Genomic DNA, 25,287 nt, shown 5'->3' on the forward strand with positions numbered 1-25,287 from the left:
GGTTCTGCTGTCTCACTGTTCTGCTGTCTCACTACTGAAAATTTCAGCGGTACTCGACTTGTGAGTTGCCCCGAACTTACAGTTAATCATTAGCTCCGGCCGCGGAATTTGATTTGTGACGGAAATTGAGCGGAGCTTCTGCACTGTCTGAGCGTCCAGGGCGAATCACCGATCAGAGACAGTCTCTTGCAGTGCAAATTGCCCTGATCTGTTGGGAAACGAGAGGTGCGTCCATCAACAATGGCGTTATGTCGGTTACGATTTCTCGATGTAGTTCTCCCTCGGGTAGCCGAATCTGCTTGCCGAGGTGGATAAGGCGGAAGCGTGGATGATTTATCTCTCTGGCGGCAAGGAATCTGTATCTGCTGGTCGAGATTCTTTAATGTCGGATGCTAAAATCGGCGTAGTGCCCAGGTATCCGTGAGGAGGTGTGCAGTGGCGTTGGAGTCTCAGTCGCATTCACTGCGCGGTGTTTACGGGATCTCGGTGATGTCGGAGCTATCCGGAGTCGGGCCTCAGACGTTGCGTTTGTACGAGCGGCGGGGGTTGTTGACGCCTACTCGCACTGGTGGTGGAACGCGTCGGTACAGCGAGTCAGATTTGGAGACTTTGCGTCGTATTACCGGGTTGGTCGATGACGGGGTCAATTTGGTTGGTGTGCGGTTGATTCTTTCGCTCGAGGCGGAGAATTCGGTGCTTGCGGCGCGGATTGCTCAGTTGAGTGAATCTGCCGACAGCCTTGCTTGATTGAACACGCGATTTGCTGGAAGTCTGCGTCTGCAACGATCTTGTTTTCCTCGGACACAAGGATTTTCGTCGTTATGTCGACCGCGTCCGTGAGCGGTGGTTGTGCGGTTCGGTAAGAAGCTCCGTCGATACGCGGTCGGTGCGGGATTGAAAGAACCGCGGACCGCCCGTGTTCGGGTGAAATTCTGGCGTCGGATGCCGGTGGGGGAGCTTTTGATCGATTGTGGCCGGAAACGCCCCACCGCGTGAGTCTGCGAGGTGGGGCGTTTCCAGACTGTGCGACCACCTACTGCGTGACATGCGAAGCCGAGCAGGTGCTCGCAGGTTGCTACAGGTGAGGCTTCAGTTGAATCTTGACTGCTCCATCCTGCTTTTTCTGAAAGATCTCGTACGCGTGCGGTGCCTGTTCCAATGGCAGTTGGTGGGTTGCGAAGGTGTCGACTCCGAGGGGATCGTCGTCCGTCAGGAGCGGAATGATGTCGTTGACCCACTTCTTGACGTTGGCTTGGCCCATTCGCAGTTGAATCTGCTTGTCGAACAAAGTCATCAGAGGAAGTGGGTCGATCTTTCCGCCGTACACGCCGATCACCGAGATCGTTCCGCCGCGTCGGACGATGTCAATTGCCGAATACAACGCGCCTAAACGGTCGAGACCGGCGGTGCGCATTGCCGGTGCGGCAATCGCGTCGGGAAGTAGTCCGATGAATTGCTGCGCGAGCTTCGCGATTGGCGACCCGTGAGCCTCCATGCCGACAGCGTCGATCACGGAATCCGTTCCGCGGCCGTCGGTGAGAGCGCGGACGGCGTCGCCGATCTTGTCGCCGTAGTCGTCGAGGTTGAGTGTTTCAACGCCGCGCTTTTCCAGGCGTGCGAGGCGTTCGGGTACCCGGTCGATGCCGATGACTCGAAACCCTTTGTGTTGAGCAATGCGAGCGGCCATATCTCCGATCGGTCCGAGGCCGAGGATCGTCACGGAACCACCCGGTGGCACTGCGGCGTACTCAACCGATTGCCAGGCCGTCGGCAGCACGTCGGAAAGGTAGACGAAGCGTGAATCGTCAGGTCCTTCAGGTACTTTGATATGAGTGAACTGCGCTTGTGGGACCCGCAAGTACTCAGCTTGTCCGCCTGGTACCGAGCCGTAAAGTTCGGAGAATCCGAACAATGCCGCGCCGGTGCCTTGGTCACGGACCTGCGTCGTTTCGCACTGCGTGTACAAGCTGGAGTTGCACATGAAGCAGTTGCCGCATGAAATTTGGAAGGGGATGACGACACGGTCACCGACTTCGAGATCAGTGATGTCGGATCCGATCTCCTCGACAATCCCGATGGGCTCGTGACCGAGGATGTCCCCCGGGTTCATGAACGCGCCCAAGGTCTCGTACAGGTGTAGGTCGGATCCACAGATGTTTGTGGTCGTGACTTTGATGATGGCGTCGGTGGGTTCGACGATGGTGGGATCGGGAACTGTTTCGACGCTGATCTTCCGCTTACCTTGCCATGTAACTGCGCGCACGTTGATCGACCTCTTCTCGCTGGAATGTTGTCGCCGTTCGCCTGCCCTAAACGACTGAAGTGCAAACAAAATCGGCCGGGCCATCAGTGGCTCGTCACGTGCCCTGGAGTCTCCAGGGCTATGGGTTTACATGGGGAACCATCCCCATGTACGAAGAAGAACGACGGAGAATGGCTCCTCTGCAGTTACAGAACTGATCTTCCTCGGCGGTGCAGCGTGACTGCCGATTTCGGCCGCACCGGGAGCCGCTCACTGACAACTTGTCAGAGTCGGCTCCATACTCGATGCGACTTGAGCAGTGTGACCACTTGTTCAAGTACCGATACGCTGTCCTCGCCGGTCACGACGCCGTCCGCCGCAGTGAGTTCTGCGGTTTCGAGAAGTTCCGTCGCGTCATTCCATGCGCCGATGGCCTTGCCGTGCCGGAACATTTCCGACAGGAGGATATTCACTCGTGGGTCTGCAGGTGCCCCGGCGAGCAGGAGAGCGTCGAATTCGATCGATCGTGCGGTATCGAAGGTGCGCGAGACGGGGACAGTGACCGAGTCCGAGACCAATTCACCGCCGTGGGGGCCGATCACCAATGGCACCATTGCGTCGGCTGCTATAGCTGACACCGCTGCGGTGACTGCGGCGAGGTCGGAGTTCTCATCGGCGACGATGCCGATCACCCGGCCGGTGACCGGCCATTGCGCGCCGATCTGGGACAGGGCAGGGCTAGGTGTCGGTGCGTCGTCGAACGGGACGGACGGCTTCGGGGCCGGGAGGCCAAGGCCCGCGGCGACCTTCGCGCACAGGTCGGGATCGATGTTGGCGATCACACCGAGGGCTCGTTCCTTGATCGTTTGTTCGTAGCACTTTCCTAGTTCAAAGGTGTACGCCTGTGCCACATGGTCTTGTTCGATGACAGTGAGACTGCTGTAAAACAGGCGCGCCTGTGAGTAGTGGTCGTCGAATGTTGCTGGCGCGCCGCGAAGTTTTGTAGCGGCCTCGAGCGCTACCGGTACTTCGACGAATGCGCCGACTTCTGCGCCGGCCATGAAGGGACAACCGCCGTCGAGGGAGTTCGGCTTGTAGGGGGCGACACCGGAATGTACTGCGCTTTGGTGCATTCCGTCGCGGAACGTGTCGTTGACCGGTGCGTGTGGGCGGTTGATCGGGATCTGACCGAAGTTGGGTCCACCCAGCCGGCTGATCTGGGTGTCCAGGTAGGAGAACAGGCGGGCCTGTAGTAGCGGGTCGTCGGTGACGTCGATACCGGGCACGAGGTGCCCTGGGTGGAAGGCGATCTGTTCGGTTTCGGCGAAGAAATTGGTCGGGTTCGCGTTGAGCGTCATCACCCCGATCGGTTGAACCGGGGCCAGTTCTTCAGGAACGAACTTGGTGGGATCGAGGAGGTCGATGCCCTCGAACATCTGCTCGGGGGTGTCGGGGAAGATTTGGATGCCCAGTTCCCATTCCGGGTACGCACCGGCTTCGATGGCGTCGGCGAGATCGCGGCGGTGGAAGTCGGGATCGAATCCGTTGATCAGTTGTGCTTCTTCCCATACCACCGAGTGCACGCCCAGGCGGGGCTTCCAGTGGAACTTCACGAGCGAGGTTTCTCCGTCGTCGTTGAGAAGCCGGAAGGTGTGAACGCCGAATCCTTCCATCATTCGATACGACCGGGGGATACCGCGGTCGGACATGTTCCAGAGGGTGTGCGCGGTGGCTTCGGTGTGGAGGGAGACGAAATCCCAGAACGTGTCGTGTGCGCTTTGTGCTTGCGGGATCTCGCGGTCGGGATGTGGTTTCGCGGCATGGATGATGTCGGGGAATTTGATTCCGTCTTGGATGAAGAAGACCGGGATGTTGTTGCCGACCAGGTCGAATGTTCCTTCGGCTGTGTAGAACTTGGTGGCGAAGCCGCGAGTGTCTCGGACCGCGTCTGCGGAGCCGCGTGAGCCGAGCACTGTGGAGAAGCGGACGAATACGGGGGTTTCGACTCCTCTGCGGAGGAAGCCTGCTTTAGTCACTTTTTCAGCGGCACCGAAGGCGCGGAACACTCCGTGGGCGCCGGCGCCGCGGGCGTGGACGACGCGCTCGGGGATCCGCTCGTGATCGAAGTGGGTGATCTTTTCCCGTAAGTGGTGGTCCTGGAGCAGAGTTGGGCCGCGTTCTCCGGCTTTGAGGGAGTGGTCTGTGTCGTAAAGGCGGGCGCCCTGTGCGGTGGTCAGATATTCGCCCTGCTGCGAGCGCGCCGACGGTGGTCCTTCGACAGCTGCGGCTGTCGCAGTGCGCAGTTGAGGGGAGCGTTGATCGGCCTTCGGGGGCAACGGAATGCGTGGCTTGACCGGTTCCTCCAGCGGCGGAGTCGCCTGGCCGGGCGCTCCGGAGATCGGAGGGCTCTTTTTAGATATTTTTTTGGACACGATGACTCCTCGATTCTCTGTCAGAAACTTGTCAGAAATATGTGTCGTGGAGAGAGCGCGGGAGCGCACTTTGCGGTAGGGCTTTTTCCGTTCCCGATGAAGTGTCGGTACGGGGTGAACCTCGACGAATGGATCAATCGCGGAAATTTTGGCTCGCCCGCATTTCACTCCGTCAGCGATGCGTGTTGCTGTTCAACCCGGTGGTACGGGCCAGTGATGTTTTGTGGATCAGCGAATATCGTTGGAATCCCCGAACGCTGCCTATTTCTGATCATCACGCACGTCGGGTACGGTGCGGTAGCTTGTCCAAGAAAACCTTCCTGCGGTGCGGGTATCGCCTCTGGTCCGCTCTATCGCGAGTGTGGATCGGTTGCAGGTCCTTGTGTGGTGGCGCCGCCCTCGTCGGACCAGGTTTCGCCGCCGGAAGGATCCGATTGCACGTCCCCGACTGCGTTTTCGCTGCTGGGATCTGTGTGGACAGTCTCGATGTCGTCGGGTGGACCCTCGCCTGTACGTGCTTGCTTGTCGGTCAAAGTACCTCCGGGGTTCATCTCGGCTCGTCGGCCGAGGGGAATCGACTATCGTTGCTGCCGTCCATGTTTCGCGCCTGGCATTCAGTTATTCGAGATGCGACGATGCTCGACGTGTCTCATGCGCGAAGTGGCTGAAGTTCACATCGGGTCCTCGTGAGTGAGAGCCCGGTAGCTTTTTGCGCCAGCTCGGTCCACTGCTGCTTTCACGACGGCGAAAACTGCTCCCTGGAGCGCCGCCGCGATCAGGACTTCTTTGCTCGATCTGTTGAGATCTTGCGGGTCGGGGGCTTTTTCGTCATGCCCGACGCGCTTCCAGATCTGTTGAAACACCGCTCCAGCGGCGATTCCACCAATCACGCTCGTTGCGAGGGAAAGCGGTTTGTACATTGCTTTGGTTATTGCGCTCATTGTGTGAATTCCTCCATTGATGTCGTTCTGTTAGAAGGAAGCGATCGCTGCGGCGCCGAGCGATGTTCTGCCATGATCGAACCCGGCAACAAGCGTTGCTGCCGTTGGAAGATGCGATGTTCGCGTTGCGTCACGGTTCCGGAGTTCTCCTCACTTATCGCCGGTAGCTATCCGGCTGAACGCCGTACAACGGCGGGTTCAGTCTTGGCGCGCTTTGTCGGCTGACTCTTGGCTGATGAGTAAGTCTTCGGTGAGGTGTGGATGGTTGTATGCGCTCAGTCGTTTCTGCGGCACTGCAGCCACGTTCGCGCCGTCGTCAGTGCTCAGTCCCGGTATCGTGAATCGGACATACGTCTTCCTCTCTTGAGATGTCGAACTGTTCGCGCGAATGTGTGCGTGCAGTTGCGGCATCATCGCCAAAGATCGTCTCTGTCTGTTCAGCCGATGCTTGCGGCCAATTCCTTCCTCATGGGGTCCCCGAACATCGGGGCGATCCGGAACTCGAGCTCCCGGTGTTCACAGTTGAACTTCCGGGGTTTGATCGCGCCGGGCCGAGCGGACTGGATGTCGATCGCTGTCATCGTCCTCCTGAAGCCAAGTGTGCAGTAGCGGCAGTATGTGCAGTTTCAGGCGCTCTAAATCTATATCAGGAGAAGTAGATAATTGGCAAGCCTGGACGGGCGAAACTGGAGGCGAAAACATGGTTTGCATCACCAGTTTTTGGGCCGTTGCCAGATGAAATGCTTGTTTGTGTCGCATTTGGGGGGCGAAACCTCCCCTTCCCCTTCCGTGAAATCTGTGTCTTACGGGATAGATTTATTGCTGTCGATTGATGAGCTCCGGGTCGCAGATTGTGCCTGAAACGTCTGCAGTGACATTGAAGCGGTGCTGCTTGATGCCCTGCCGGTCGTGCAGTGCACATCGAGATTGGGGCGAGAAACGTGTTGCGCAATGGATTATCCGACAGTTTCACTGAGTAGGAAGAGTCTGCTGCGGAGCTGGCGGTGGACCCCAATTTCCACGCGGGTTAGATGTTTCCGGCTCACCGATACAGCCGAACGTTATCTGGTGAAAAACACTCGCAATTGGGAACGTAGTCGCTGCGTAATCGCTTGCGCAGTCATAGGTTCGGCACTGATTGTCGGCGGTAGCCGAATGTCGACGCCACTCGCTGTAGTTGACACATCGACTGTGAGAGGTGAGCGGTGCCAGGGGCCGGGATTCTCCTCTGTGGCGAGTTAGTGCAGTCGGATGTGCGGTCCTTCGGAGTCGATATGGGCGATCGACAAGGCTGCGGGATCCGGCGCGGCCGCTACTGGGTGAGACGCTCGACTAGGCGGTAAGACTCGCGGCGGTGTGTTCTCGGGTGCCCGGCACCGGTGGCATTCGTCGATCGCCATATGTGGCGGGCTCACTATGTGCCGGCAGTTCGTCGGCCCGGATGATGGAGTGGGCTGGGAGTTCGAGTATTCTTCGATCCCGGTCGGGAGTCGGCGCTCCGACCTGCGCGTAGATGATTTTTATGGTGACACTGCGGGTGGAAGGAAGAATGGCAGTGGAGACATCGGAGAAGTCGGTTCTGGATGTTTATGGGCGGATTTCGCAGGTGGCGCGGACGGTGCACGGAACGCTTACCGGTGGTGTTATGGCACCGTCGGAGGTGCTCGAGGAGGTCGCCGAGGCTGCGGTGAAACTGCTCCATGGTGTCGATCATGCGGGGATCACCTTGGTGCGCCGCCATCGTCCTGGACATCGTCCTGAGCATTTCGAGTCGGCTGAAGCGACCGGTAGAGTGCCGACGCGGTTCGACGAATTGCAGCACGAGCACGGTGAGGGGCCGTGTTTCGATGCGATCTGGTCTCGTCAGACGGTGCGGATAGTCGACGTGATTTCGGATTCGCGGTGGCCCGCGTTTATGACTGCGGTGTGGGAGCAGACTCCGGTTCGGTCTGTGTTGTCGATCCAGCTTTATACCGATGGCGACGAACTCGGCGCGTTGAACCTGTTCTCGGACAATGCCGGCGGGTTCGACGCCGAAACGGAAGAGCAGGCGATCAATCTGGCTACCCATGCGGCCATTGCGCTTTCGAGTGCACGTCGCGGTGAGCAGTTTCGCAGTGCGCTGGCCTCACGTGATCTGATCGGCCAAGCCAAGGGCATGCTCATGGAACGTTTCGACGTCGATGCCATAGCGGCGTTTCAGATGCTTCGAACGCTCTCGCAGGAGATGAACGTGTCCGTGCTCGAGTTGGCGAGAAGGGTGGTCCTCCGCGAGGTTCCGGTTGGTAACGAGTAACGCCGAATATGGGAAGTGTTTCGCTGGGAAATGTTGTGGCAGAGCAGTTTCGCTGCTCTCTGCCTGATGGATGCGTGGCCGGCGACCCATCGGGCAGGGAGTGCGCCTAGTTCGGCCCCGTTGGTTCGATTCTTTCAGGCCGAAATCGACGGCGTATCGGATCAACGTCTCGCCGAAGCGACACACCAAAGGCTCGTCGACGCTTTCGATTCTGCCCTCCATCACCTTGAGGCTCTCGGCAACAAGTTGTTGCCGATGTTGACTTCGGGAGTATCAGCAGCCCCGCGACGTCACTCCCAGCTGATGTCGCCGGTCTCGACAATCAAAGCTGAGCGTCGGCCGATTAGTGCATCTGATTGATCCGCGTCGCAAGAGCTGCGTTCTCGGCCTCGAGTGAGAGGATCAATCCGATTCCGACTAAGTTCACTCCGTTGGCGATCAATTCGCTAATGCGACGTAGCGTGGTCAGATCCGCTTCGCTGTAGCGGCGGGTTCCGCCATCGGTGCGCGTCGGGGTCAACAACCCTCTTCGGTCGTAGAGCCTTAAGGTCTGCGGTCCGATGCCGGACAACTCCGACATCACCGAGATCCCGTACACGCCGCGCAGTGAGGGCGGTTGACGTTCGAAAGTCACGGTGAACCTCCTCATCGTAATCGGCTGATCGTAATGGGTTGTCACGCGACCTTAACATCTGTGACCATAAAATCTATATCTACGGGTGTAGATTTGGCTCAGTCGGCACTGGCTTACCTCCAGAGTTTCCCGCATTTCAGCTGTTCAGGGCGTGCATCAGTCTTTTCGGGAAAGGTCTCGCCTAAGTTGTTGCTCTTTCGGGCATGCGAATTATCTGTGTTGGCCGATGTAGATTTAAAGAACGTGGATGCTTAGACGGGCGCTCGTACATCCCTTCACCTCGCGAACGCGATGACGGCGATCGACATCCCGTTCGCTCATAGCGGCGACATTGCCTCGGGCAGTTCCACCGTGAACACGCCGGAACCCGCGCTAGGAATCGCCGCCAAGATATTCGGGCATCCCGTATCAGAAGAGTTGACCGTGGATATCGGCTGAGCGGGTGGCCGAAACAACACGATGGCCGGTTTTTGCGGCTAACGCCATATCTCGCTGATCCCGGGTTCGCAGGTCCAAATCTTCGCAGGTCCAAATCTCTGAGGGGTTATCGCTCGAACGTTGTTTGATGGCTTTGAGAGCGGATCGACCGTCGGGGTCTCCATAGCGTGTCCGGGCGGGTGTGTTTCCCGATTTCGCCCGACCGGACGGCAGTCTCACGGAGAAGTGCCCGTTGAATGGCAAGTGCCCGTTGAATGGCAAAGTGTCGCCTATCGGTTCAGTCCTGCCCAATGCTCCTCCGCAACAGAAGTTTTGGAACCATGAAGGCAACTCGATGCCCACACCGACATGGGCCCAGCACTGAGGTGATCGATGACGGAATCACGCTCGTTGGAATCGAACGATTTCTTGCTGGAAGCCGAGAATTCGATTCTGGCCGCGATCTCTCAGCTGAGCGACACGACTGACGACCCGGCTTGAGCTGGTGCCATGACATCGGTTGATGCGGTTGTATCAGGCCGTGCCATGTCACCGAAGTCTGCGTCCGCGACAATCTTGTTACCGTCGGCTTCGAGGCGGGTGAGTGCGGAATCGAACGCGTCTACGAGCCATGGGTCTGCAGCCTCGCCGAGCAGTGTGTCCGGTATCGACTCGATGTTGGTTTGAAAGACACGAACCGTCCAGGATCCACTTGTATCGGGCTCGTCCGAGAGGCCCCGGCCGGTGTTGGTGGCCAGGACGTAGCGGTTGTATTCGAGGTCGACGCGGATGGCGTAGTCACCGGCAAGGTTGACCACGTTGGCGGGGCGATGGGTAGCGGTGGCCAATGCGATCAGTGCGTCGTTGTACTTTTCCGAGAATTTCTTCGTAAGGGGCATGGCTGTCCTACCTGTCTAGGCGTGGCCGTTGCAATATTGCAATGGCTGATGAAGACAGTTCGTTGCCGCGGCTTGACGAGGAACTATGAGTGATCCTATCTCAGGTAGACCGGATACACCCATGCTGCCCATCTTTGGGTGGTCAGAGATGCAGGTGTTCAGAGATGCGCTGTGGCGCTCAACCATGCACTCGTAGACCTACTCGAAGATGACGGCTACGCCCGTGGCGACGAGTTCCTCTCTGTTGCCTGTGCATTGTGGACACCATGACCACACCGTTTACCGTCACCTACGTCGAGCATCCCGGCCCGGCCGCTGACAGCGGCTTGTGGTATCACCCGAACTTCGAGCCGAAACTGTTCAAGACGCTCATGGAAAGGCCTGGCGATCCGGCCGGTCTCGCACGACGTGGAATAGACGCGGTCTGCGCCCGGCTCGGACGACAAGCAAACGGGCCGGCAAAGCGCCCGAGTCCGTCCATCGGTCCTGTGAATTGCGATAACGATCTGAATTGAAGAGTTTGCCGAGCAGACTAGCGTCCAGCGCTCGAAAAGCGCTGGACCGCAACCCGCGGGGGACATCACTATTTCAGGCCGCGAGACCCGTCTGCGGAATCGTTGAGGTGCATGGCTGTAAATCTGCGCCCGTTGGATATCGGGGTCCGGCGGCTCAGAGTGTGGCGATCACCTACGGAACGAAAAAGGTTGCGACACCAGGGGTAATCGTTCCGGCCGTAGATAGAACCGCGACTGCGATTTGCCCGGTGCCGGTCTGCAGGGTCGCTTCGGCCGGGTATCCGTGCAGTCCGTCAGACAGTCGGGCGGTTCCGGACGTCCCGGTCGACAAGTTCAACCAGCGCACTTCCGACGAGAGCAGGCACCCCCACCGGCCTTCTTTGCCTCCGGTGATCCTCAGCGTGCCCGCTTGTTCGCCGACCACGGCCACACAGCGGACCGCGGGTGCGTCGAAGCTGCCATTCGGGTTCCCGTACGGAGCCGGATCGATCTGGAACGGAACGGTGACTGCAGCGGAGGCCGCGGCTACCGGCGCCAGAGCCGATCCGATCACTACGGACGAGCAGATGGCCAGTCGGCGAACGAGATTCATTACGGTGCCCTCCAGCAGGCGGGAAATTAGGTGTCGCGCCCATCCTTCACCCGGACTGCAGTCGTGGCAAGGCGAGTCCGAGCTCTCGGATTGGAGAAGTTGGGTCGCTGGGTTACTGATCTGCCAGGCTCCCGAATTGGTTTCCATCGCTTCCGAGTGTCGCGTAGGTTAGGTGATTTCCGCTGTTTACCCAGCACTACACCTTTCGTGACGAGACCCTCACCGATACGTCGTTCCAGTGGGCGCCGTGGTTGCAATGTTTGTTCTGCTCGGCCCGTACTTCGCATGGTGGCCTTTCCGTACCTGGCGTACGACACGAATCGTTGTTGTCGCCGCACCGGATTTGTTGGTTATCGTCGCGGCCAAGCTGGTATGGCTGGTGAAGCTACCCGGTGGCACGCGATTTTTGCTCTCGCTCATCAATGTCGGCGGCCCGTGGTACCAGTTCGAGGACGGCTCGTAGCAAAACCAGGTCAATCAGAGCAGTGTTGCGCCGAAGTCGGTCAGGTCCGGCTCTCAGTTCAGTATCCGACGCAGCTGTCTCGCCTGGGCCGCGAGTTCGACTGTTGCGGTGAATAATTCGGTCTCGTCGACGCACAGCGTGTCTGTTGCCCACACGGTGCGATGGCGCAGGCGGTGCCACGGTGAATCCGACGGTGTGGTGGGAGCAAAATGTGCGCTGAACTCGACGGTGGGAATTGCAACAGGCATCGTCAGGGTCGCAAAAAGCCCGGGCGGCAATGCGTCGAGTAGGACTGCAGAGCGCTCTGTCGTCGTGAAATCGAGATTGTCGAGCAAGCGAATCCAGACATCGAACTCGGGGGAGTCGCCACCTGCAAACGGTCGGGCGGCGTTGATCGGGCGAATGTCGAGATGCTGTGAGAACGGTACGAAGTCGATCGGTATCTCGAGGCGTGGCAGAGTCGACGGGTCGTCAGAGGCCGGTTCCACTGATGAGGTCGTCCGGACTGTGTGGCCGACATCGCGCGCGAGACGAACGAGCGCGGTAGCGGAATCGGCAAGTGCGACCCGGCAACTGACGGTACGGCCGCCATGCACGTCATCGACTGTCAGGGCGGCTACGCCGGGTGGGACCGGCCGATCGAGGTGCGCGCTGACCGCGGCAGGCGAGGCGCCGGTGGCGTCGACTGCTGCTCGGATCATGCTCGCGACGAGGAGGCCACCATGGATTCCGTCGAAACTCTTCCAGCTCGCCTCGAAAGTGGCGCTGTGCGATGTCGTGGTGGTGACAGTCATATCGAGGGCTCCCGTAGTTCGGCTGACATCTGACTTGTGCTTTCTATAGTCAGAACCCTAAGGTCTGACTATGGTAATTACAAGCCAGGCCTAGGTGGATATGAACCTACTGATCCACGGATCGGGCGCGCTCTCGAGGATGCGATCGGTCTCGTTGATACTGATACTGACGGATATTGCTGATGGCGCAGTATCTTCGCTTTCGCGTTGGCTTCGTACGTGTCGGTCGACGCACCGCGAACTCGGCTCGGCGTTGGCAGTTGCGGATTCGAAGCAGACACTTCGCTTTACGTATCTCTCGACTGTCCTGCTGGTAGGCCTTGTGCTCAACAGCCTGTTCGGCTGGTCCCAGATCAGATTGCGGCGTTGGCGATCGCCGTCTTCGCTGCGAAGGAATGCGTCAGGGGGAGGTCTATCAGTCGAGTACGTCGAAGACTGACTGATACCAAGGCTGACCGTGTGGACCTCGACCCCCGACGCTCGTGACCCCAAATTTCTCACATCGACGATCAACTGCCAGGTACGCCTAGATCACGGCTCCGCCGCTCAGTACGCTGACCAGTCCGATCGCGATGAACGCCACTACGTAAAGCGGACCCCTGATGGGGTCTCCGGCACTTGCTCCCTCGTGAAGCCAATTGAGAATGTCGATGGAACCCATATGCACACTCCTGCTCTCGTTTGGACGACCATTCACGGATTCAATCGCCCACACATTCGCCAGTGTTACTCATATCGGACAAAATCGACTCCAGTCACCCGCTGGCTCAACGTCTCTCGAACGTAGTGTGCACGTACCCGTCGAGTGTGTGGGTTGTCTCAGAGCCCGGTGAACAATGCCTGGTCGGGATCTTCTGATCCGATCACCGCGGGAGTGACCATGGGGAGATCCCCGATGACAGCGTTGTTGTCCGATACCTCGATCAGGTAACCCGGTGTGGTCCTCGAACTGTCCTGTTGCCCCCGGGCACCACCCATCGCTCCTGCTCCACCACCCATCATGGCGCCTCCTGGACTCGTGCCGGTCACTGCACCACCAGCAGTTCCCGACGGCGCAAAGGGGGTAGGGGATTGGCTGGTCGACGAAAGGGGTTGTAGCGCTGCAATTCCTGAAGGTCCGACGACGCCACCGCCACCTGAGGAGGCTCCGAACGTTCCGCTGCCCGCGCGGGTGGTGGCCGCGGGCCCGATTGCACCACCCGCACTTCCGAGTTGGTGTGACACGCCTGCGCCCGAAGCGGCGAACGGATTTCCAGTGCCCCAGAGTTTGTCGACGCCCGAGTTCAATGCCGCGGCGGCGTGCGCTGCGCTGGTCTGCGCCGGTCCGGATGGTGTGGCGCCGGCTGCTGAACCACCGGTGGCGGACTGTAATTGTGTAGCTCCAGCGGTAGCGCCGTCCATCAGCTCTGATGCTTGTTGGGCGAGCGGTGCAGCTGCAGCGAGTGCATCGCTGACTGGTGGTGCCGGAACCGGGATCGAACCGGCAAGGGAGTTCATCGTGGCAGTGTGTGCGAGCATTTCCGAGCGGGTCGCATTTACTGCTGCGATGGCCGCCTGCATGTGTTCTGCCGCTGCCGCGAGCAGCATGGCCTGCCCGGGCGGGGTCAACGCTATCGGCGCTGCCGCTACCACTGCCGAGGCAAATGATTGTGCGATGGTCGCCAATTGAGCGTTGCCACGCTGCACGGATTCCGCCGCTGCAGCAGTGGTTTGGGAGATTGCATTCCCGCGATCGCTGAGCTCTGATCCGCTGCGTTGAGCTACCTCGTTGATCTGTGTAGCGGCCTGGTTACCTGCGCCGCTCCATGTTTGGCTCACTGAGGAAAGCCCCTGTGTGGACAGTCCGGCTGCCTTGTCGATGAGTGCACTGGCCGAACTGAGGACGTTGACCGGATCAACACCACTGAAGACCCCCGAACCGAGGCTCTGCGCAAGCTGGATCAGCGGTGTGAACAGTTGGTCCACGCCGGGCAGGGACGGCAGTGAAATTCCTTGCATGATCAGATCGGCGGCGCTCTGCGGGAGTTCCGGCGTGGGCGGCGCTATGAGGAAATCAGGAATCGCCGAGTTCTCGACGGGCTCGGGCAGTTCCAGGCCGAGAACGGGTGCAAGCGCACTGCCCTGGAGAAACTCGAGAACCGTCGTAGGGTCGTCCGGAGTGCTCATGCAAGGTCCCCGTTGGTGGCAGCGGTACGTCGGAGGTCGGCGGCGCCCGCCTGGTCGGTGCCGTCGTATGTGCTCGCGGCCGCACCGGCCGTCGCAGCAGTGCCGGCATAGTACGCGGCAAGTGCCGCAACGTCTTTGGTGTGCGTCGCCTGTGCACGTGCGAAGGCTTCGAGGAACTCGAGTCCGACGGGCCCGACTGCCGGTGCTACGGCTGCGAGGTTGGCGTTCAGATCCATTACCGCGGCGTGGGCAACCTGACCGGCAGATTCTGCTGCTGTAGTGCCGTACGTGCGGATGTCGTCGGTGACGACAGAAAGCTCGCTCATCATTACCCCCGTAGTTGGTAAGCGTCTTCGCAGGACTCTAACGGAATGAATTGGTCGAGTGCATGTTCGTGTGTGCCGACACCTTTGAGAGACTGAACCCATGAAAACTGCTTCGGACGTTATTGCCCGACTTGCGTCCGATCCCACCCGTTCCGGATTGGTGATGGACTTCGACGGGGTTCTCGCTCCGATAGTCGACGATCCGGCCGCGAGCGCTCTCTTGCCGGGCGCCGCCGAGGTACTCGACGCGCTGTCACGTCATCTCGCAATGGTGGGCTTGCTTTCCGGTCGTCCCGTCTCTTTCCTTCGTGAGCGGGTGCCCGGCGAGAATGTTGTCCTCATGGGCTCGTACGGAGTCGAGACGTGGGTTGACGGGGAAATTCGAGTGTTGCCGGCCGTAGCGCAGTGGCAGCCGGCGGTTGCGGAGGCAGAGGCCGAACTACGGCGAATGATTGATGCCGCAGGCGTCCCAGGGATTCACGTCGAGGGAAAGGGGCTTGCCGTCGCTGTGCATTGGCGGCAGGCACGCGAGAGAGTTGCCGCTGCGGCGTTCGTGGAGCATGTGGTGCGTGAGGTCGCAGCGAAGACCGGGCTGCGCCGCGAGCCGGGCAAGCTCGTTGAGGAGTTGCGCGCTCCTGTAGACGAGGACAAGGGGACGGGATTGCAGCGGGCGATCCGGGCCGCTGGCGTCGATGCGGTGGCATACGCGGGTGACGACCGGGGTGACTTGCCGGCATTTGCGGCCGTGTTGGCGCTCGGCGGCGACGCATTGGTAGTCGGCGGCGTCGACATCGCGCCGGAAGTTGCCGCAGTCGACGGGGTTGCGTTCAGTGATCCGGAAGAGTTCTTGGTGTGGATGAAGGACCTGGCGACGGTTCTCGATGCACAAATTTGATAACAAGGCCGTGATTTCCGTGCGGCGAGTCACAAAAAGTCTGTGATGGTCGTCACGTAACGGATGGATAACGATCGGTATGGTTGAAGCTCGAATCAAACCTCCGACCTGCAATTTTCTGCCGATTTCGGGCGGGCTAATGATACGGGCGTGCCAAAAAATTGCTCCGTGACCTTTCCGTGACCATCGCCTAGCGTCGTTGGCAGTCCGAAACAGCCGGACAAACACCGGCCCGCAACTGCGTGCTTCTGCCCCGCGGGTCCGGTACTCCCCAAACCTTCGCGGGGCAGGAGTGAAACAGGCGAGTCGTTCGATACGGCACACATGTGCCAGGTCCGATGTCGTCCGCGGTAGCGGAGAGGATTTACCTGATGACCAGCATTACTTTCAAGCGCGCCCTCGGCGCAGTTGCAACAGCCGGCGCAGTAGTAGCCATCCCGCTCGCGATGAGCACCGGCACCGCCTCCGCAGCCGGCCACGACTGGTCCGGAGTCGCGAACTGCGAGTCTTCCGGAAACTGGGCAGCCAACACCGGAAACGGCTTCTACGGCGGCCTGCAGTTCACGCAGAGCACGTGGGAGGCATACGGCGGATCGGGCAACGCTGCCAACGCAAGCCAGTCCGAGCAGGTCCGCGTCGCCGAGAACGTTCTCGAAGGCCAGGGCGTCGGCGCATGGCCCGTGTGCGGCCAGTACCTGACCGGCGGAACCACTGCAGCCACCTACCAGGAGGCTTCTGCACCCGTCACGGCTGAGGCCAGCGTCGAATCCGCTCCTGTTGCCACTACCGGCGGCAACTACGTGATCCAGGTCGGCGACACCTTGTCTTCGATCGCTTCAGCTCACGGCATCTCGCTCGACGCTCTTGCAGGTCAGGTCGCAAACATCAACCTGATCTTCCCCGGACAGAGCCTGTCCGTCTAACCACCCTTGTGGTTGAACACTTCTGAATGTGTCCGGAGCGATTGCGCTCCGGACACATTCGGCGTTTGTGCAGTTCGGATGTATCTAGGGTTCGATATCCGGTAGCGCGGATGCTGATGCCTCGTACTCGAGTCGGCGTTGCACCCCGGCTACTTCTCTCACCGCATTGCCGAGCAGGCTGCGCGAGAGGGGAGTGAGGTCCGCGACCACGATCTCGTCGGTGGGCATCATGCCGGCGGCAAACTGATCCGTCTGGTGACGGACTCGGATCTGCTGGAGAACCTCGAAAGACTCGATGAGCACCCGCGTGTCGTCGGCGGGGAGGAAACCGGTGTCGGCAGCAACCTTCAGGCGTTCGACGGTGGTGCTCGTACGTGCGCCTACGGACGTGCCGGCCCAGCGTGCGATATTCACGATCGGTTGAACAGCTGTGGATTTCAGGTTGACGGTACCGGTACGGCGTGTCACCACGTCCCGCAACGAATGTAGTTTTGCCTTCTCGCCCACGGCTTCTCGAAGTAGTAGTCGCATGACGGCCGGGTTGAGGCGTAACTGATCCAAGGCTTCGGGCCTCGGATCGAGGGCAGGATCTCCGGCAACAACGCGGGCGTCTGCCAGCATCGACAGCATGACGAGGGCCTGGTCCTGATAGGGATTGGCTACCCACTTGCGTAAGGCGCGGCGCCACTGCGGGAGCGTACGTGCGAATCGTGCCTGAGTTGCGACTGCGTTCTGCGCGTCGCGAGGGAATCCACACCGGTCGAGAATCTCGTGGATCCGCTGCGCCGCATCCGCACCTTCGCGGTGCGACTCTCCGCCCCACACCAACGCGCTGTCGATGTCCGACGACGGCAGAGCCTCGCGCCGGGCCGCGCTGCCGAGTGACAGCCAGGCAAAGTCCGGGCGTTCGTCGCCGCCCACCACCAGTTCGATTGCGCGCCGCACCGTCACGTCGATCAAGACCGATAGCGTGCCACTGATATCGATGGGTGAGACCCGTGCGTCGACCAGGCCGGTGACCAGCTCAGGTACAGCTCGGGCCGTGGCAATGAGTTCGACGTCGGTCTTGGCAGTCGCAAGGGCGGCGCGAAGTTCGAAGCCCTGATTTGTTGCCGACGTCAGAAGGTCGCTCAGTTCGAGCACCCCCAGAAGTTCGCCGGACGCCGTGACGACGGGAAGGTGGCGCAATCCGTGTTCGAGCATGTCCGTGACAGCGTCGGCTCCGAGTCGATCCGGATCCACCGTCACGGCAGACGGCGTCATCACCGTGGAGACCGGGCGAGCGCTGTCGATTCCTCCGACAACAACTCGGCTGCGCAGATCGCCCTCCGTGAAGATTCCGTAAGTGCTTGCATCTGTGGGAATTACGACGGCTCGACGCCCGGCTTCGGTCATCAGTACAGCGGCATCGCGGATGGAGGATTCCCCGGAACATACAATTGCCGGTCCCCGCAACAGATCTCGTACCGCACGCATGGCTGGGTTCGGTACCGAGATTCGCGCGGTGTAGCCCGTCATGGCTCCATTGTCGCAGGCATGTCCGATTGATCGTCATGTCGGTCGCGGCGTCACAGGCCGCCAAGGCGTGCGAGCGCGTCGAGCGCGACGTCGGTAGTGCGCCACAGTGCGTCGATCTCCTGTTCGGTGCCGGCCTTCGTATACGGGTTCTGTAGTGCAAAACCGTTGGTCAACGTGATCGTGTTGTATCCACTGTCGGCGGCCCTGAGCAGAAGCTGGGACGGTTCGGAGTTTCCGGTCAGCCGATCGAGCCCCTCACCGACGAAGTAGAACCGCCACAGTGGGCCCAAGTCGGCGCCGTATTCGGCTTTGGTGTCGGAAACTATCGAACCGCCTTTTGTCGCGATGGAATCGACGATCTTGTAGAAATCGGGGATATCGACGGGCTGGGTGGTAGCGGTGGCCACGGTGTAGGCGAGATCGACTGTGAGGTGTGCGTTGTAGCCTGCCATGGCGACGCGCGCGGGACTGATGTCGCATTGGCGCGTCAACAAGTAATAGTTGCTCCATGCGGGATCGGTAGGAGCGCCGGTGAATTCGGCGTGGATATTGGTCAGATAGCGGCGCAATAGTTCGTAACTGACTGAATTTGACCAGGATCTGTTGGTGAATGCGGCCGGATCGCGCTGCAGGGGCATGACCGCCTCATGTTCGACGGCATCGAGACCGATCGAGAAGAGTCCGCGCCAATCATGATGTGATACAAGGATTGTGGTGATTTGGTGATGCCGCTCGACTGCGGACTCCAAGCGTTCGAGGCCTTCTCCGTGCAGCGTCGATACGTCGCTGAGGTACGCAATTCTTTCGACCTCGCCGGCAGTCAGTGGAGTTCCGCAGGCTATGGATAGATTCTTGCCCGGATCCGCAGCTACGGATCCGGGCAAGAGTAGAGCGAATGTGAAACTCAGTGCGATCGCTGTGGTCACGATTCGGCTCGATTTCATCGGCTCACAGTAGTTGAACCGATTCATGATTGCCGGGTTGGCAATCAGCTCAGAACTGCAGTCAGCTCAGAACTGCGTCGGCTTCGATCTCGATGAGTAGAGCGGGGTCGATCAACGAGCTGACCTCGAGGATTGTCGTAGCCGGACGGATGTCGCCGAATACTTCACCGTGAGCGAGTGCGGCCTGCTCCCACTGCGACATGTCGCGCAGGTACATGCGGGTGCGGATGACATCGCCGAGCGAAGCGCCGGCTTCTTCGAGTGCGGCCTTGATGGTGTCGAGGGCGGCACGGGTCTGATCGTTCAGGGTTTCGCCGGGGGCGGTGGTGCCTGAAACCGCAACCTGATTGCCGATGCGGACGGCGCGGGAGTAACCGATCTTCGGCTCCCATTCGGAACCGGACGAGATGTTGATTCTGTTGGACATGGCGTTGATTCTGCCAACAACTGATCGACCGTGGTGAAGCACGGGTCGCTTCCACGGTTCATCTTGACATAGCATAGAACAAGTGTTCGACTTGGGGTTATGAGGTGGTCGGGTCAGGCATTGGATGCAGACGACGGAGCGTTGCCCGGGCTCGAGCGAGCCGGGTTGGTCCGCTCGGTGCAGACGCCTGAGTTCGAGGGCATCACGTTCCATGAGGTGCTGTGTAAGAGTGCGCTCAACAAGATGCCGGAAGCATCGACGTTGCCATTCAACTACACGGTCAATGCGTTTCGCGGTTGTTCCCATGCGTGCCGGTACTGCTTCGCGCGGCCGAGCCATGAGTACCTCGACCTCGACGCCGGCCGGGACTTTGATTCGCAAGTTGTCGTGAAGACCAACGTTGCGGCGGTTCTGCGCAAGGAATTAGCGCGAAAGTCATGGAAGCGTGAGCCCGTAGCGCTGGGCACCAACACCGATCCGTATCAGCGGGCCGAAGGCCGATACCGATTGATGCCCGGCATCATTCGAGCGATGACAGAATCCGGTACGCCCTTTTCGATCCTTACGAAAGGGACTTTGCTGCGCCGAGATCTGCCGTTGCTCAAAATGGCTGCCACCCAGGTCGATGTCGGTATCGGAGTGTCGCTGGCGATCAACGATCCCGTCTTACAGAAGCAGATCGAACCTGGCACACCATCGCCGCGCGCTCGACTGGAGATGATCCGGGCAATCACCGACGCCGGATTCTCGTGCAACGTGATGGTCGCGCCGGTCATCCCGTTCCTCACAGATTCGAGCCAGCACCTCGACGAACTGTTTGCCGCACTCGCCGACGCCGGTGCCACCGGCGTGACGGTCTTTCCGATGCACCTTCGCGGCAGTACGCGCGGATGGTTCCTGAACTGGCTGGCGCAAGAGCATCCCGCGCTGATCCGCCGGTATCGCGAACTTTACGGACGCGGTGCCTACGTCACGCCGGAGTACAAGAGTTGGCTCAAGAAGCGCGTCGAACCGCTGGTGGAGCGTCATGGATTGGCGGGACCCTCGCAGCATCGTGAGCTCGAGAGACCGCGGGTTGAACGCGAATTGGTCGGTGCCGGAGCGGCATTGACGCTTTTCTGAGAACGCTGCTTGGTACGGTCAGGCATGAACACTCCGGTGGTGATCGACTGGTTACGGTTTCGGTGGTTTGTGCCGCCGAAGTTGGGAGAAACCATCCGTTGGGGATTGTCGTGGAACCCTGACAGTCCGCGGAGGTGGGCTGCGTTGGAGCCGACCTGGTCGTGTGTCGTGGACGTTCGCCGAAGTTCGAATCCGATAGTGCGGCGGTTGACTGCAGACCCGGATATTGATGTGGTACAACAACCTTCGATCGGCGGTGTGGGCAATCTGCAGTTCACGTTCAACGCTGATCTACCGATTCCGTCGCAGATCGAGGTGTCCGGTGCGCTGCATCTACGTGCGGGCACGATGCGGAAGAATTCGAATGCGTCGCAGGCCTGGCGGGATTTCGACGCGGACGCCGTTACTTCAGGAGTTGTTCGTGGACTTCGACTAGTGTCCATCGTTTCGGATATGCAGCCTGATCTGCGGCAACCGCACGGTTCGCGCTGGGGGTGGGCATCGATGCAGTTCGTTTCCGGGACCGAACAGTTCTACGAGTTGGCGCACCCGCCGCAGGGATTGCGTTCCTATCAACTAACCGACCGGGAGTGGGGGCCACGCCGGGAGGATTTCTTGGTGGTCGACCTCGAGACGGATGAGATCGCGTAGCCCGGAAAATACGTTGCGCGAGGTAACGATCGTGAGTAGCGTCGGTTCGGCCTGATTCAACTGTCGAAATGGAGTTCCACCGTGCTGCCGCTCACCGAACGCGAAATTCGCGCGTCGTTCGTGAATTGTTCGAAAGGTGACGCAAAACGGTTGCCGGTGCCACGGGATCTCGAGAAGCGGCCATGGCAAGACCTGGATTTCTTCGGGTGGAATGATCCGACCATGCCCGGGCGGGGATATCTGGTGATCCCGCAGGGCGACGAGTTAGTCGGTATCGCCCTCCGATACCAAACCGGCAAATCAGGACGCGCACAAATGTGCACCATTTGCCTTACGACGCATGGCAGCGGGGGAGTGTCACTGCTGACCGCCGCCAAGATCGGTGAGGCCGGCCGACGCGGCGACACCATTGGCACCTATATGTGTACTGACCTGGCCTGTCCGCTGTATGCGCGCAACAAGCGGCGGCCGTCGGCAGGCAACCGGTATCAGGAAAATCTCACCGAGCAGGAGAAGGCTGACCGCGTGGTTACGAACATCGCGGCGTTTGTGGCCATGTTGCGGTAGTAGATGCGTCGGAGCTAACACGTCTTGCAAACAGTGAGCACACATTTCAGCGTGCCGGAAGCCGTGCCAGCTTGACGAAACCACTGTCAGCTTCCCCGCGGAAATCGGCGAGAACGGGCGCGGACGTGGCACGATCAAACCTGTGACAAGTAGACCCGCGACCACGCAACAACTGCGCGACCTCGCGCTTCTTCGGCGTGTTCGTGACCGGATCGACCGGGAGTACGCGCAACCCCTGGACGTGGAGGCGCTTGCCCGCGGAGTGAACATGTCGGCCGGGCACCTCAGTCGCCAGTTCAGGCTGGCGTACGGCGAGCCGCCGTATTCCTATCTGATGACACGACGCATCGAGCGCGCCATGGCGCTGCTGCGTCGCGGTGATCTCAGTGTCACCGACGTGTGTTTTGCCGTTGGCTGTTCATCGCTCGGTACCTTCAGCACTCGTTTCACCGAGTTGGTCGGCGTTCCACCGAGCGTCTATCGAGACGAGGCTGCCGGCGTGACCGAGAGCATGCCGTCCTGCGTGTCGAAACAGGTGACAAGACCGATCAGGAATCGAGAAGCGCCGGCCCCCAGCCGCAGATAGCGTGACATTCATGGACATCACCATTGCATCGAGTTTCCTTCCGCAGGACGACCCGGAGGCCGCCCTTTCCTTCTACCGCGACTTGCTCGGTTTCGAGGTCCGCCTCGACGTCGGCTACGACGGGATGCGCTGGATAACCGTCGGCCCGCCCGACCAGCCCAACACGTCGATCGTGTTGCATCCCCCGGCCGTCGATCCGGGTATCACCGACGAGGAGCGTCGCACCATCGTCGAAATGATGGCCAAGGGCACCTATGCCGGTATTCTGTTGGCCACCAAGGATCTCGACGGTACTTTCGAGCGGCTGCAGGCCGGCGACATCGACGTCGTCCAGGAGCCGACCGAGCAACCGTACGGTGTTCGGGACTGCGCCGTCCGCGACCCAGCAGGCAACTTGATCCGCATCCAAGAGCTCCGCTGAGTCAACTGAAGAGAACCGCGGCCACCCACACAGGGCGACACTGTGTGGGTGGCCCTCACCTGAGAGATGGAGACATGATGAGCACGGCTGAAATGGCGGAGCGAGAGCTACATGTTGCGGACACCCACGACCTGATCCGCGTGCAGGGCGCGCGCGTGAACAACCTCCAGGACATCAGCGTCGAAATCCCCAAGCGCAGGCTGACGGTCTTCACCGGTGTCTCGGGTTCGGGCAAGAGCTCATTGGTGTTCAGCACCATCGCCGCGGAGTCGCAGCGGATGATCAACGAGACGTACAGCGCCTTCGTTCAGGGGTTCATGCCGACTCTGGCGCGGCCGGACGTCGACGTGCTCGACGGCTTGACCACGGCGATCATCGTCGATCAGCAACGGATGGGCGTCGACCCTCGCTCGACGGTAGGTACTGCCACCGACGCCAACGCGATGCTTCGCATTCTCTTCAGTCGTCTCGGTAAGCCGCATATCGGTTCGCCCCAGGCATTTTCGTTCAATGTCGCGTCGGCCTCCGGTGCGGGTGCGCTCACCGTGGAGCGCGGTGGCCGTCAGACGAAGGAACGGCGGACCTTCAGCATCACCGGTGGAATGTGTCCGCGTTGTGAGGGGCGCGGCTCGGTCAACGATTTCGACCTGACGGCGCTGTACGACGACACCAAGTCGCTCAACGATAGTGCGATCACTGTTCCTGGCTACAGCATGGACGGTTGGTACGGCCGGATTTATCGGGGATGCGGCTATTTCGATCCCGACAAGCCGATCAAGAAGTACACCAAGAAGGAACTGAACGACCTGCTCTACAAGGAACCGACGAAGATCAAGGTCGAAGGAATCAACCTGACGTACACGGGACTGATTCCGCAGATCCAGAAGTCGTTCCTGTCCAAGGATGTCGACGCGATGCAGCCGCACATCCGGGCGTTCGTTGAGCGGGCAATCACGTTCACCACGTGCCCCGAGTGCGATGGCACTCGGCTGAGTGAGGGTGCGCGATCGTCGAAGATCAAAGGCATCAACATCGCTGATGCGTGTGCGATGCAGATCAGCGATCTCGCGGAGTGGGTCGGCGGTTTGAAAGAACCGTCAGTGGCACCATTGCTGACGACGCTCGGTGAAACGCTCGACTCGTTCGTGGAGATCGGCCTGGGCTATCTGAGCCTGGACCGGCCGTCGGGGACACTGTCCGGTGGTGAAGCTCAGCGCACCAAGATGATTCGCCATCTAGGGTCCTCGCTCACCGACATCACGTACGTGTTCGACGAACCCACGACTGGCCTTCATCCCCACGACATCGCGCGCATGAACGACCTACTGCTGCAGTTGCGTGACAAGGGAAATACGGTCCTTGTCGTCGAGCACAAGCCGGAGACGATCGTTATCGGCGATCACATCGTCGATCTCGGCCCCGGCGCCGGTGCCGCGGGCGGAACTGTCTGCTTCGAGGGCACCGTCGACGGCTTGCGGGCCAGTGACACGGTCACGGGACGTCATTTCGACGACCGAGCTGCACTCAAAGCGAGCGTGCGAAAGTCAACGGGCGCAATGGAAATCCGTGGCGCAACCTCCCACAACTTGCAGAACGTCGACGTCGATGTGCCACTCGGTGTGCTGGTTGTGGTGACGGGCGTCGCCGGGTCCGGGAAGAGTTCGTTGATCCATGGCTCGCTCGCGAAGCGGGAGGGAGTGGTGTCGATCGATCAGGGCGCGATCCGCGGTTCGCGTCGGAGCAACCCTGCAACGTACACCGGTCTGCTCGACCCCATCCGCAAGGCGTTTGCGAAGGCCAACGGTGTGAAGCCGGCGCTGTTCAGCGCCAACTCCGAGGGCGCCTGCCCCACATGCAACGGCAACGGCGTCATCTACAGCGATCTGGCGATGATGGCCGGCGTTGCGACGGTGTGTGAGGAGTGCGAGGGGAAGCGGTTCCAGGCCGATGTCCTGGAGTACAAATTCGGAGGGAAGGACATCAGCGAGGTTCTAGCGATGTCGGCCGCCGAGGCTGAAGAGTTCTTCGGTGACGGTGAGGCTAAAACCTTGGCCGCACACAAGATTCTGGTGCGACTCGTGGATGTGGGGCTCGGCTACCTCACCATCGGCCAGCCCCTCACGACGCTGTCGGGTGGTGAACGTCAGCGCATCAAGCTTGCCACGCACCTGGCCGAAAAGGGCGGCGTGTATGTCCTCGACGAGCCGACCACAGGCCTTCACTTGGCTGACGTCGAGCAGCTGCTCGGACTACTGGATCGACTCGTCGACTCCGGGAAGTCGGTTATCGTCATCGAGCATCACCAAGCGGTCATGGCACATGCAGACTGGATTATCGATCTTGGTCCCGGTGCCGGTCACGACGGTGGACGGATTGTGTTCGAGGGCACGCCGAGCGATCTTGTCGCCGATCGCTCAACCCTGACCGGCCAGCATCTCGCGTCGTACGTAGGCGCCTGATCACGAGGATTTGACCCTCTTTGTCCTGATCCACAAAATCAGGACAAAGAGGGTCTT

The 25,287-nt window shown here is 60.2% G+C and carries 28 protein-coding genes and 1 pseudogene; 14 read left to right on the plus strand and 15 right to left on the minus strand.

The features are described from left to right. Nucleotides 1–435: 435 nt before the first annotated feature. Nucleotides 436–747 carry a MerR family transcriptional regulator gene (locus RG2_RS12560; RefSeq protein ID WP_033234653.1) on the plus strand — a complete coding sequence of 104 codons (312 nt, stop codon included), beginning with the start codon at nucleotides 436–438 and terminating at the stop codon, nucleotides 745–747. 328 nt (nucleotides 748–1,075) lie between these two features. Here the strand turns inward: RG2_RS12560 and RG2_RS12565 are convergent, their stop codons facing one another. The 5 genes from RG2_RS12565 to RG2_RS31780 all read right to left on the minus strand — a co-directional run bounded on the left by RG2_RS12565 (nucleotide 1,076) and on the right by RG2_RS31780 (nucleotide 6,196). Continuing rightward, nucleotides 1,076–2,263 (minus strand): zinc-dependent alcohol dehydrogenase, encoded by a 1,188-nt coding sequence (locus tag RG2_RS12565; protein ID WP_033234652.1) that lies wholly within the window; start codon nucleotides 2,261–2,263, stop codon nucleotides 1,076–1,078. Nucleotides 2,264–2,526: 263 nt separating this feature from the next. Then, nucleotides 2,527–4,662 carry a catalase gene (locus tag RG2_RS12570; RefSeq protein ID WP_084724321.1) on the minus strand — a complete coding sequence of 712 codons (2,136 nt, stop codon included), beginning with the start codon at nucleotides 4,660–4,662 and terminating at the stop codon, nucleotides 2,527–2,529. 362 nt (nucleotides 4,663–5,024) lie between these two features. Beyond that, the gene (locus tag RG2_RS12575) at nucleotides 5,025–5,207 is read right to left on the minus strand and encodes a hypothetical protein (protein ID WP_133637963.1); all 183 of its coding nucleotides are present in this window, start codon (nucleotides 5,205–5,207) and stop codon (nucleotides 5,025–5,027) included. A 138-nt stretch (nucleotides 5,208–5,345) separates the two neighbouring features. Next, a complete protein-coding gene (locus tag RG2_RS12580) occupies nucleotides 5,346–5,615 on the minus strand; it encodes a DUF4235 domain-containing protein (protein WP_033236141.1) in 270 nt (89 codons plus the stop codon). A gap of 437 nt (nucleotides 5,616–6,052) precedes the next feature. Further along, nucleotides 6,053–6,196 carry a hypothetical protein gene (locus tag RG2_RS31780; protein WP_155276694.1) on the minus strand — a complete coding sequence of 48 codons (144 nt, stop codon included), beginning with the start codon at nucleotides 6,194–6,196 and terminating at the stop codon, nucleotides 6,053–6,055. A 968-nt stretch (nucleotides 6,197–7,164) separates the two neighbouring features. Between RG2_RS31780 and RG2_RS12590 the strand changes: the two genes are divergently transcribed. Continuing rightward, a complete protein-coding gene (locus RG2_RS12590) occupies nucleotides 7,165–7,911 on the plus strand; it encodes a GAF and ANTAR domain-containing protein (RefSeq protein WP_033236143.1) in 747 nt (248 codons plus the stop codon). A 343-nt stretch (nucleotides 7,912–8,254) separates the two neighbouring features. On the opposite strand, the gene RG2_RS12600 is transcribed toward RG2_RS12590, so the two are convergent. Further along, nucleotides 8,255–8,545, minus strand: coding sequence for a MerR family transcriptional regulator (locus tag RG2_RS12600; RefSeq protein WP_033236145.1), 291 nt, complete (start codon nucleotides 8,543–8,545; stop codon nucleotides 8,255–8,257). A gap of 291 nt (nucleotides 8,546–8,836) precedes the next feature. On the opposite strand from RG2_RS12600, the gene RG2_RS31785 reads away from it, so the two are divergent. Next, the gene (locus RG2_RS31785) at nucleotides 8,837–8,983 is read left to right on the plus strand and encodes a hypothetical protein (protein ID WP_155276695.1); all 147 of its coding nucleotides are present in this window, start codon (nucleotides 8,837–8,839) and stop codon (nucleotides 8,981–8,983) included. Between the two features lie 446 nt (nucleotides 8,984–9,429). Here the strand turns inward: RG2_RS31785 and RG2_RS12605 are convergent, their stop codons facing one another. Beyond that, nucleotides 9,430–9,861: a hypothetical protein gene (locus RG2_RS12605; protein ID WP_051730679.1), complete on the minus strand. Its 432-nt coding sequence runs from the start codon at nucleotides 9,859–9,861 to the stop codon at nucleotides 9,430–9,432. Nucleotides 9,862–10,127: 266 nt separating this feature from the next. Between RG2_RS12605 and RG2_RS12610 the strand changes: the two genes are divergently transcribed. After that, nucleotides 10,128–10,376 carry a hypothetical protein gene (locus tag RG2_RS12610; RefSeq protein WP_133637962.1) on the plus strand — a complete coding sequence of 83 codons (249 nt, stop codon included), beginning with the start codon at nucleotides 10,128–10,130 and terminating at the stop codon, nucleotides 10,374–10,376. A gap of 172 nt (nucleotides 10,377–10,548) precedes the next feature. On the opposite strand, the gene RG2_RS12615 is transcribed toward RG2_RS12610, so the two are convergent. Next, nucleotides 10,549–10,968, minus strand: a complete 420-nt coding sequence (locus RG2_RS12615) for a hypothetical protein (RefSeq protein ID WP_033236147.1) — start codon at nucleotides 10,966–10,968, stop codon at nucleotides 10,549–10,551. 247 nt (nucleotides 10,969–11,215) lie between these two features. Here RG2_RS12615 and RG2_RS12620 point away from each other — a divergent pair, with 247 nt between their 5' ends. Then, nucleotides 11,216–11,431, plus strand: a complete 216-nt coding sequence (locus RG2_RS12620) for a hypothetical protein (protein ID WP_133637961.1) — start codon at nucleotides 11,216–11,218, stop codon at nucleotides 11,429–11,431. Between the two features lie 53 nt (nucleotides 11,432–11,484). Here RG2_RS12620 and RG2_RS12625 read toward each other — a convergent pair whose 3' ends face one another. Then, complete coding sequence (locus RG2_RS12625; protein ID WP_051730680.1) at nucleotides 11,485–12,225, minus strand: thioesterase family protein; 741 nt, start codon at nucleotides 12,223–12,225, stop codon at nucleotides 11,485–11,487. A 223-nt stretch (nucleotides 12,226–12,448) separates the two neighbouring features. On the opposite strand from RG2_RS12625, the pseudogene RG2_RS32700 reads away from it, so the two are divergent. After that, nucleotides 12,449–12,711: pseudogene (locus RG2_RS32700) on the plus strand (hypothetical protein); the annotation flags it as partial. 40 nt (nucleotides 12,712–12,751) lie between these two features. Here RG2_RS32700 and RG2_RS32280 read toward each other — a convergent pair. From RG2_RS32280 to RG2_RS12635, 3 genes are all read right to left on the minus strand, one after another. Further along, nucleotides 12,752–12,886 (minus strand): hypothetical protein, encoded by a 135-nt coding sequence (locus tag RG2_RS32280; protein WP_255285223.1) that lies wholly within the window; start codon nucleotides 12,884–12,886, stop codon nucleotides 12,752–12,754. A 158-nt stretch (nucleotides 12,887–13,044) separates the two neighbouring features. Further along, nucleotides 13,045–14,391 (minus strand): hypothetical protein, encoded by a 1,347-nt coding sequence (locus RG2_RS12630; protein WP_033236150.1) that lies wholly within the window; start codon nucleotides 14,389–14,391, stop codon nucleotides 13,045–13,047. Beyond that, entirely contained in the window at nucleotides 14,388–14,717 is a 330-nt protein-coding gene (locus tag RG2_RS12635; RefSeq protein WP_051730690.1) for a type VII secretion target, read from the minus strand. Before RG2_RS12635 ends, RG2_RS12630 begins: the two co-directional genes overlap by 4 nt. A 100-nt stretch (nucleotides 14,718–14,817) precedes the next feature. Here RG2_RS12635 and otsB point away from each other — a divergent pair, with 100 nt between their 5' ends. Next, entirely contained in the window at nucleotides 14,818–15,612 is a 795-nt protein-coding gene (gene otsB / locus RG2_RS12640) for a trehalose-phosphatase (protein ID WP_033236151.1), read from the plus strand. A 371-nt stretch (nucleotides 15,613–15,983) separates the two neighbouring features. Then, on the plus strand, nucleotides 15,984–16,535 hold the full coding sequence (locus RG2_RS12645; protein ID WP_033236152.1) for a LysM peptidoglycan-binding domain-containing protein: 552 nt from the start codon (nucleotides 15,984–15,986) through the stop codon (nucleotides 16,533–16,535). Nucleotides 16,536–16,619: 84 nt separating this feature from the next. Here RG2_RS12645 and RG2_RS12650 read toward each other — a convergent pair whose 3' ends face one another. The 3 genes from RG2_RS12650 to RG2_RS12660 all read right to left on the minus strand — a co-directional run bounded on the left by RG2_RS12650 (nucleotide 16,620) and on the right by RG2_RS12660 (nucleotide 19,424). Then, nucleotides 16,620–18,053, minus strand: a complete 1,434-nt coding sequence (locus RG2_RS12650; protein ID WP_230590338.1) for a putative nucleotidyltransferase substrate binding domain-containing protein — start codon at nucleotides 18,051–18,053, stop codon at nucleotides 16,620–16,622. 50 nt (nucleotides 18,054–18,103) lie between these two features. After that, a complete protein-coding gene (locus tag RG2_RS12655) occupies nucleotides 18,104–18,997 on the minus strand; it encodes a DUF5995 family protein (RefSeq protein ID WP_033236254.1) in 894 nt (297 codons plus the stop codon). Between the two features lie 61 nt (nucleotides 18,998–19,058). Beyond that, complete coding sequence (locus RG2_RS12660) at nucleotides 19,059–19,424, minus strand: RidA family protein (RefSeq protein ID WP_033236255.1); 366 nt, start codon at nucleotides 19,422–19,424, stop codon at nucleotides 19,059–19,061. Between the two features lie 99 nt (nucleotides 19,425–19,523). Between RG2_RS12660 and RG2_RS12665 the strand changes: the two genes are divergently transcribed. The 6 genes from RG2_RS12665 (at nucleotide 19,524) to RG2_RS12690 (ending at nucleotide 25,230) form a co-directional block, all read left to right on the plus strand. Next, complete coding sequence (locus RG2_RS12665; RefSeq protein ID WP_033236153.1) at nucleotides 19,524–20,546, plus strand: Rv2578c family radical SAM protein; 1,023 nt, start codon at nucleotides 19,524–19,526, stop codon at nucleotides 20,544–20,546. Between the two features lie 24 nt (nucleotides 20,547–20,570). Further along, nucleotides 20,571–21,197: a hypothetical protein gene (locus RG2_RS12670; protein ID WP_033236154.1), complete on the plus strand. Its 627-nt coding sequence runs from the start codon at nucleotides 20,571–20,573 to the stop codon at nucleotides 21,195–21,197. Nucleotides 21,198–21,278: 81 nt separating this feature from the next. Then, a complete protein-coding gene (locus RG2_RS12675) occupies nucleotides 21,279–21,764 on the plus strand; it encodes an FBP domain-containing protein (protein ID WP_033236155.1) in 486 nt (161 codons plus the stop codon). 142 nt (nucleotides 21,765–21,906) lie between these two features. Beyond that, entirely contained in the window at nucleotides 21,907–22,350 is a 444-nt protein-coding gene (locus tag RG2_RS12680) for a helix-turn-helix transcriptional regulator (RefSeq protein WP_033236156.1), read from the plus strand. Nucleotides 22,351–22,360: 10 nt separating this feature from the next. After that, nucleotides 22,361–22,771: a VOC family protein gene (locus RG2_RS12685; RefSeq protein WP_033236256.1), complete on the plus strand. Its 411-nt coding sequence runs from the start codon at nucleotides 22,361–22,363 to the stop codon at nucleotides 22,769–22,771. Between the two features lie 77 nt (nucleotides 22,772–22,848). Continuing rightward, nucleotides 22,849–25,230, plus strand: a complete 2,382-nt coding sequence (locus RG2_RS12690; protein ID WP_033236257.1) for an ATP-binding cassette domain-containing protein — start codon at nucleotides 22,849–22,851, stop codon at nucleotides 25,228–25,230. The last annotated feature ends 57 nt before the right edge of the window (nucleotides 25,231–25,287 follow it).

The organism is Rhodococcus globerulus NBRC 14531, from assembly GCF_001894805.1.
Taxonomy (GTDB): Bacteria; Actinomycetota; Actinomycetes; order Mycobacteriales; family Mycobacteriaceae; genus Rhodococcus_F; species Rhodococcus_F globerula.

Excerpts from the sequence above, each read along its gene's own strand:
- RG2_RS32280 (WP_255285223.1), bottom strand. The coding sequence starts at position 12,886 with ATGGGTTCCATCGACATTCTCAATTGGCTTCACGAGGGAGCAAGTGCC.
- RG2_RS12670 (WP_033236154.1), top strand. The coding sequence starts at position 20,571 with ATGAACACTCCGGTGGTGATCGACTGGTTACGGTTTCGGTGGTTTGTG.
- RG2_RS12685 (WP_033236256.1), top strand. The coding sequence starts at position 22,361 with ATGGACATCACCATTGCATCGAGTTTCCTTCCGCAGGACGACCCGGAG.
- RG2_RS12660 (WP_033236255.1), bottom strand. The coding sequence starts at position 19,424 with ATGTCCAACAGAATCAACATCTCGTCCGGTTCCGAATGGGAGCCGAAG.
- RG2_RS12690 (WP_033236257.1), top strand. The coding sequence starts at position 22,849 with ATGAGCACGGCTGAAATGGCGGAGCGAGAGCTACATGTTGCGGACACC.
- RG2_RS12650 (WP_230590338.1), bottom strand. The coding sequence starts at position 18,053 with ATGACGGGCTACACCGCGCGAATCTCGGTACCGAACCCAGCCATGCGT.
- RG2_RS12605 (WP_051730679.1), bottom strand. The coding sequence starts at position 9,861 with ATGCCCCTTACGAAGAAATTCTCGGAAAAGTACAACGACGCACTGATC.
- RG2_RS12625 (WP_051730680.1), bottom strand. The coding sequence starts at position 12,225 with ATGACTGTCACCACCACGACATCGCACAGCGCCACTTTCGAGGCGAGC.
- RG2_RS12580 (WP_033236141.1), bottom strand. The coding sequence starts at position 5,615 with ATGAGCGCAATAACCAAAGCAATGTACAAACCGCTTTCCCTCGCAACG.
- RG2_RS31785 (WP_155276695.1), top strand. The coding sequence starts at position 8,837 with ATGACGGCGATCGACATCCCGTTCGCTCATAGCGGCGACATTGCCTCG.
- RG2_RS12590 (WP_033236143.1), top strand. The coding sequence starts at position 7,165 with ATGGCAGTGGAGACATCGGAGAAGTCGGTTCTGGATGTTTATGGGCGG.
- RG2_RS12655 (WP_033236254.1), bottom strand. The coding sequence starts at position 18,997 with ATGAAATCGAGCCGAATCGTGACCACAGCGATCGCACTGAGTTTCACA.
- RG2_RS12645 (WP_033236152.1), top strand. The coding sequence starts at position 15,984 with ATGACCAGCATTACTTTCAAGCGCGCCCTCGGCGCAGTTGCAACAGCC.
- RG2_RS31780 (WP_155276694.1), bottom strand. The coding sequence starts at position 6,196 with ATGACAGCGATCGACATCCAGTCCGCTCGGCCCGGCGCGATCAAACCC.
- RG2_RS12615 (WP_033236147.1), bottom strand. The coding sequence starts at position 10,968 with ATGAATCTCGTTCGCCGACTGGCCATCTGCTCGTCCGTAGTGATCGGA.
- RG2_RS12635 (WP_051730690.1), bottom strand. The coding sequence starts at position 14,717 with ATGAGCGAGCTTTCTGTCGTCACCGACGACATCCGCACGTACGGCACT.
- RG2_RS12610 (WP_133637962.1), top strand. The coding sequence starts at position 10,128 with ATGACCACACCGTTTACCGTCACCTACGTCGAGCATCCCGGCCCGGCC.
- otsB (WP_033236151.1), top strand. The coding sequence starts at position 14,818 with ATGAAAACTGCTTCGGACGTTATTGCCCGACTTGCGTCCGATCCCACC.
- RG2_RS12630 (WP_033236150.1), bottom strand. The coding sequence starts at position 14,391 with ATGAGCACTCCGGACGACCCTACGACGGTTCTCGAGTTTCTCCAGGGC.
- RG2_RS12665 (WP_033236153.1), top strand. The coding sequence starts at position 19,524 with ATGAGGTGGTCGGGTCAGGCATTGGATGCAGACGACGGAGCGTTGCCC.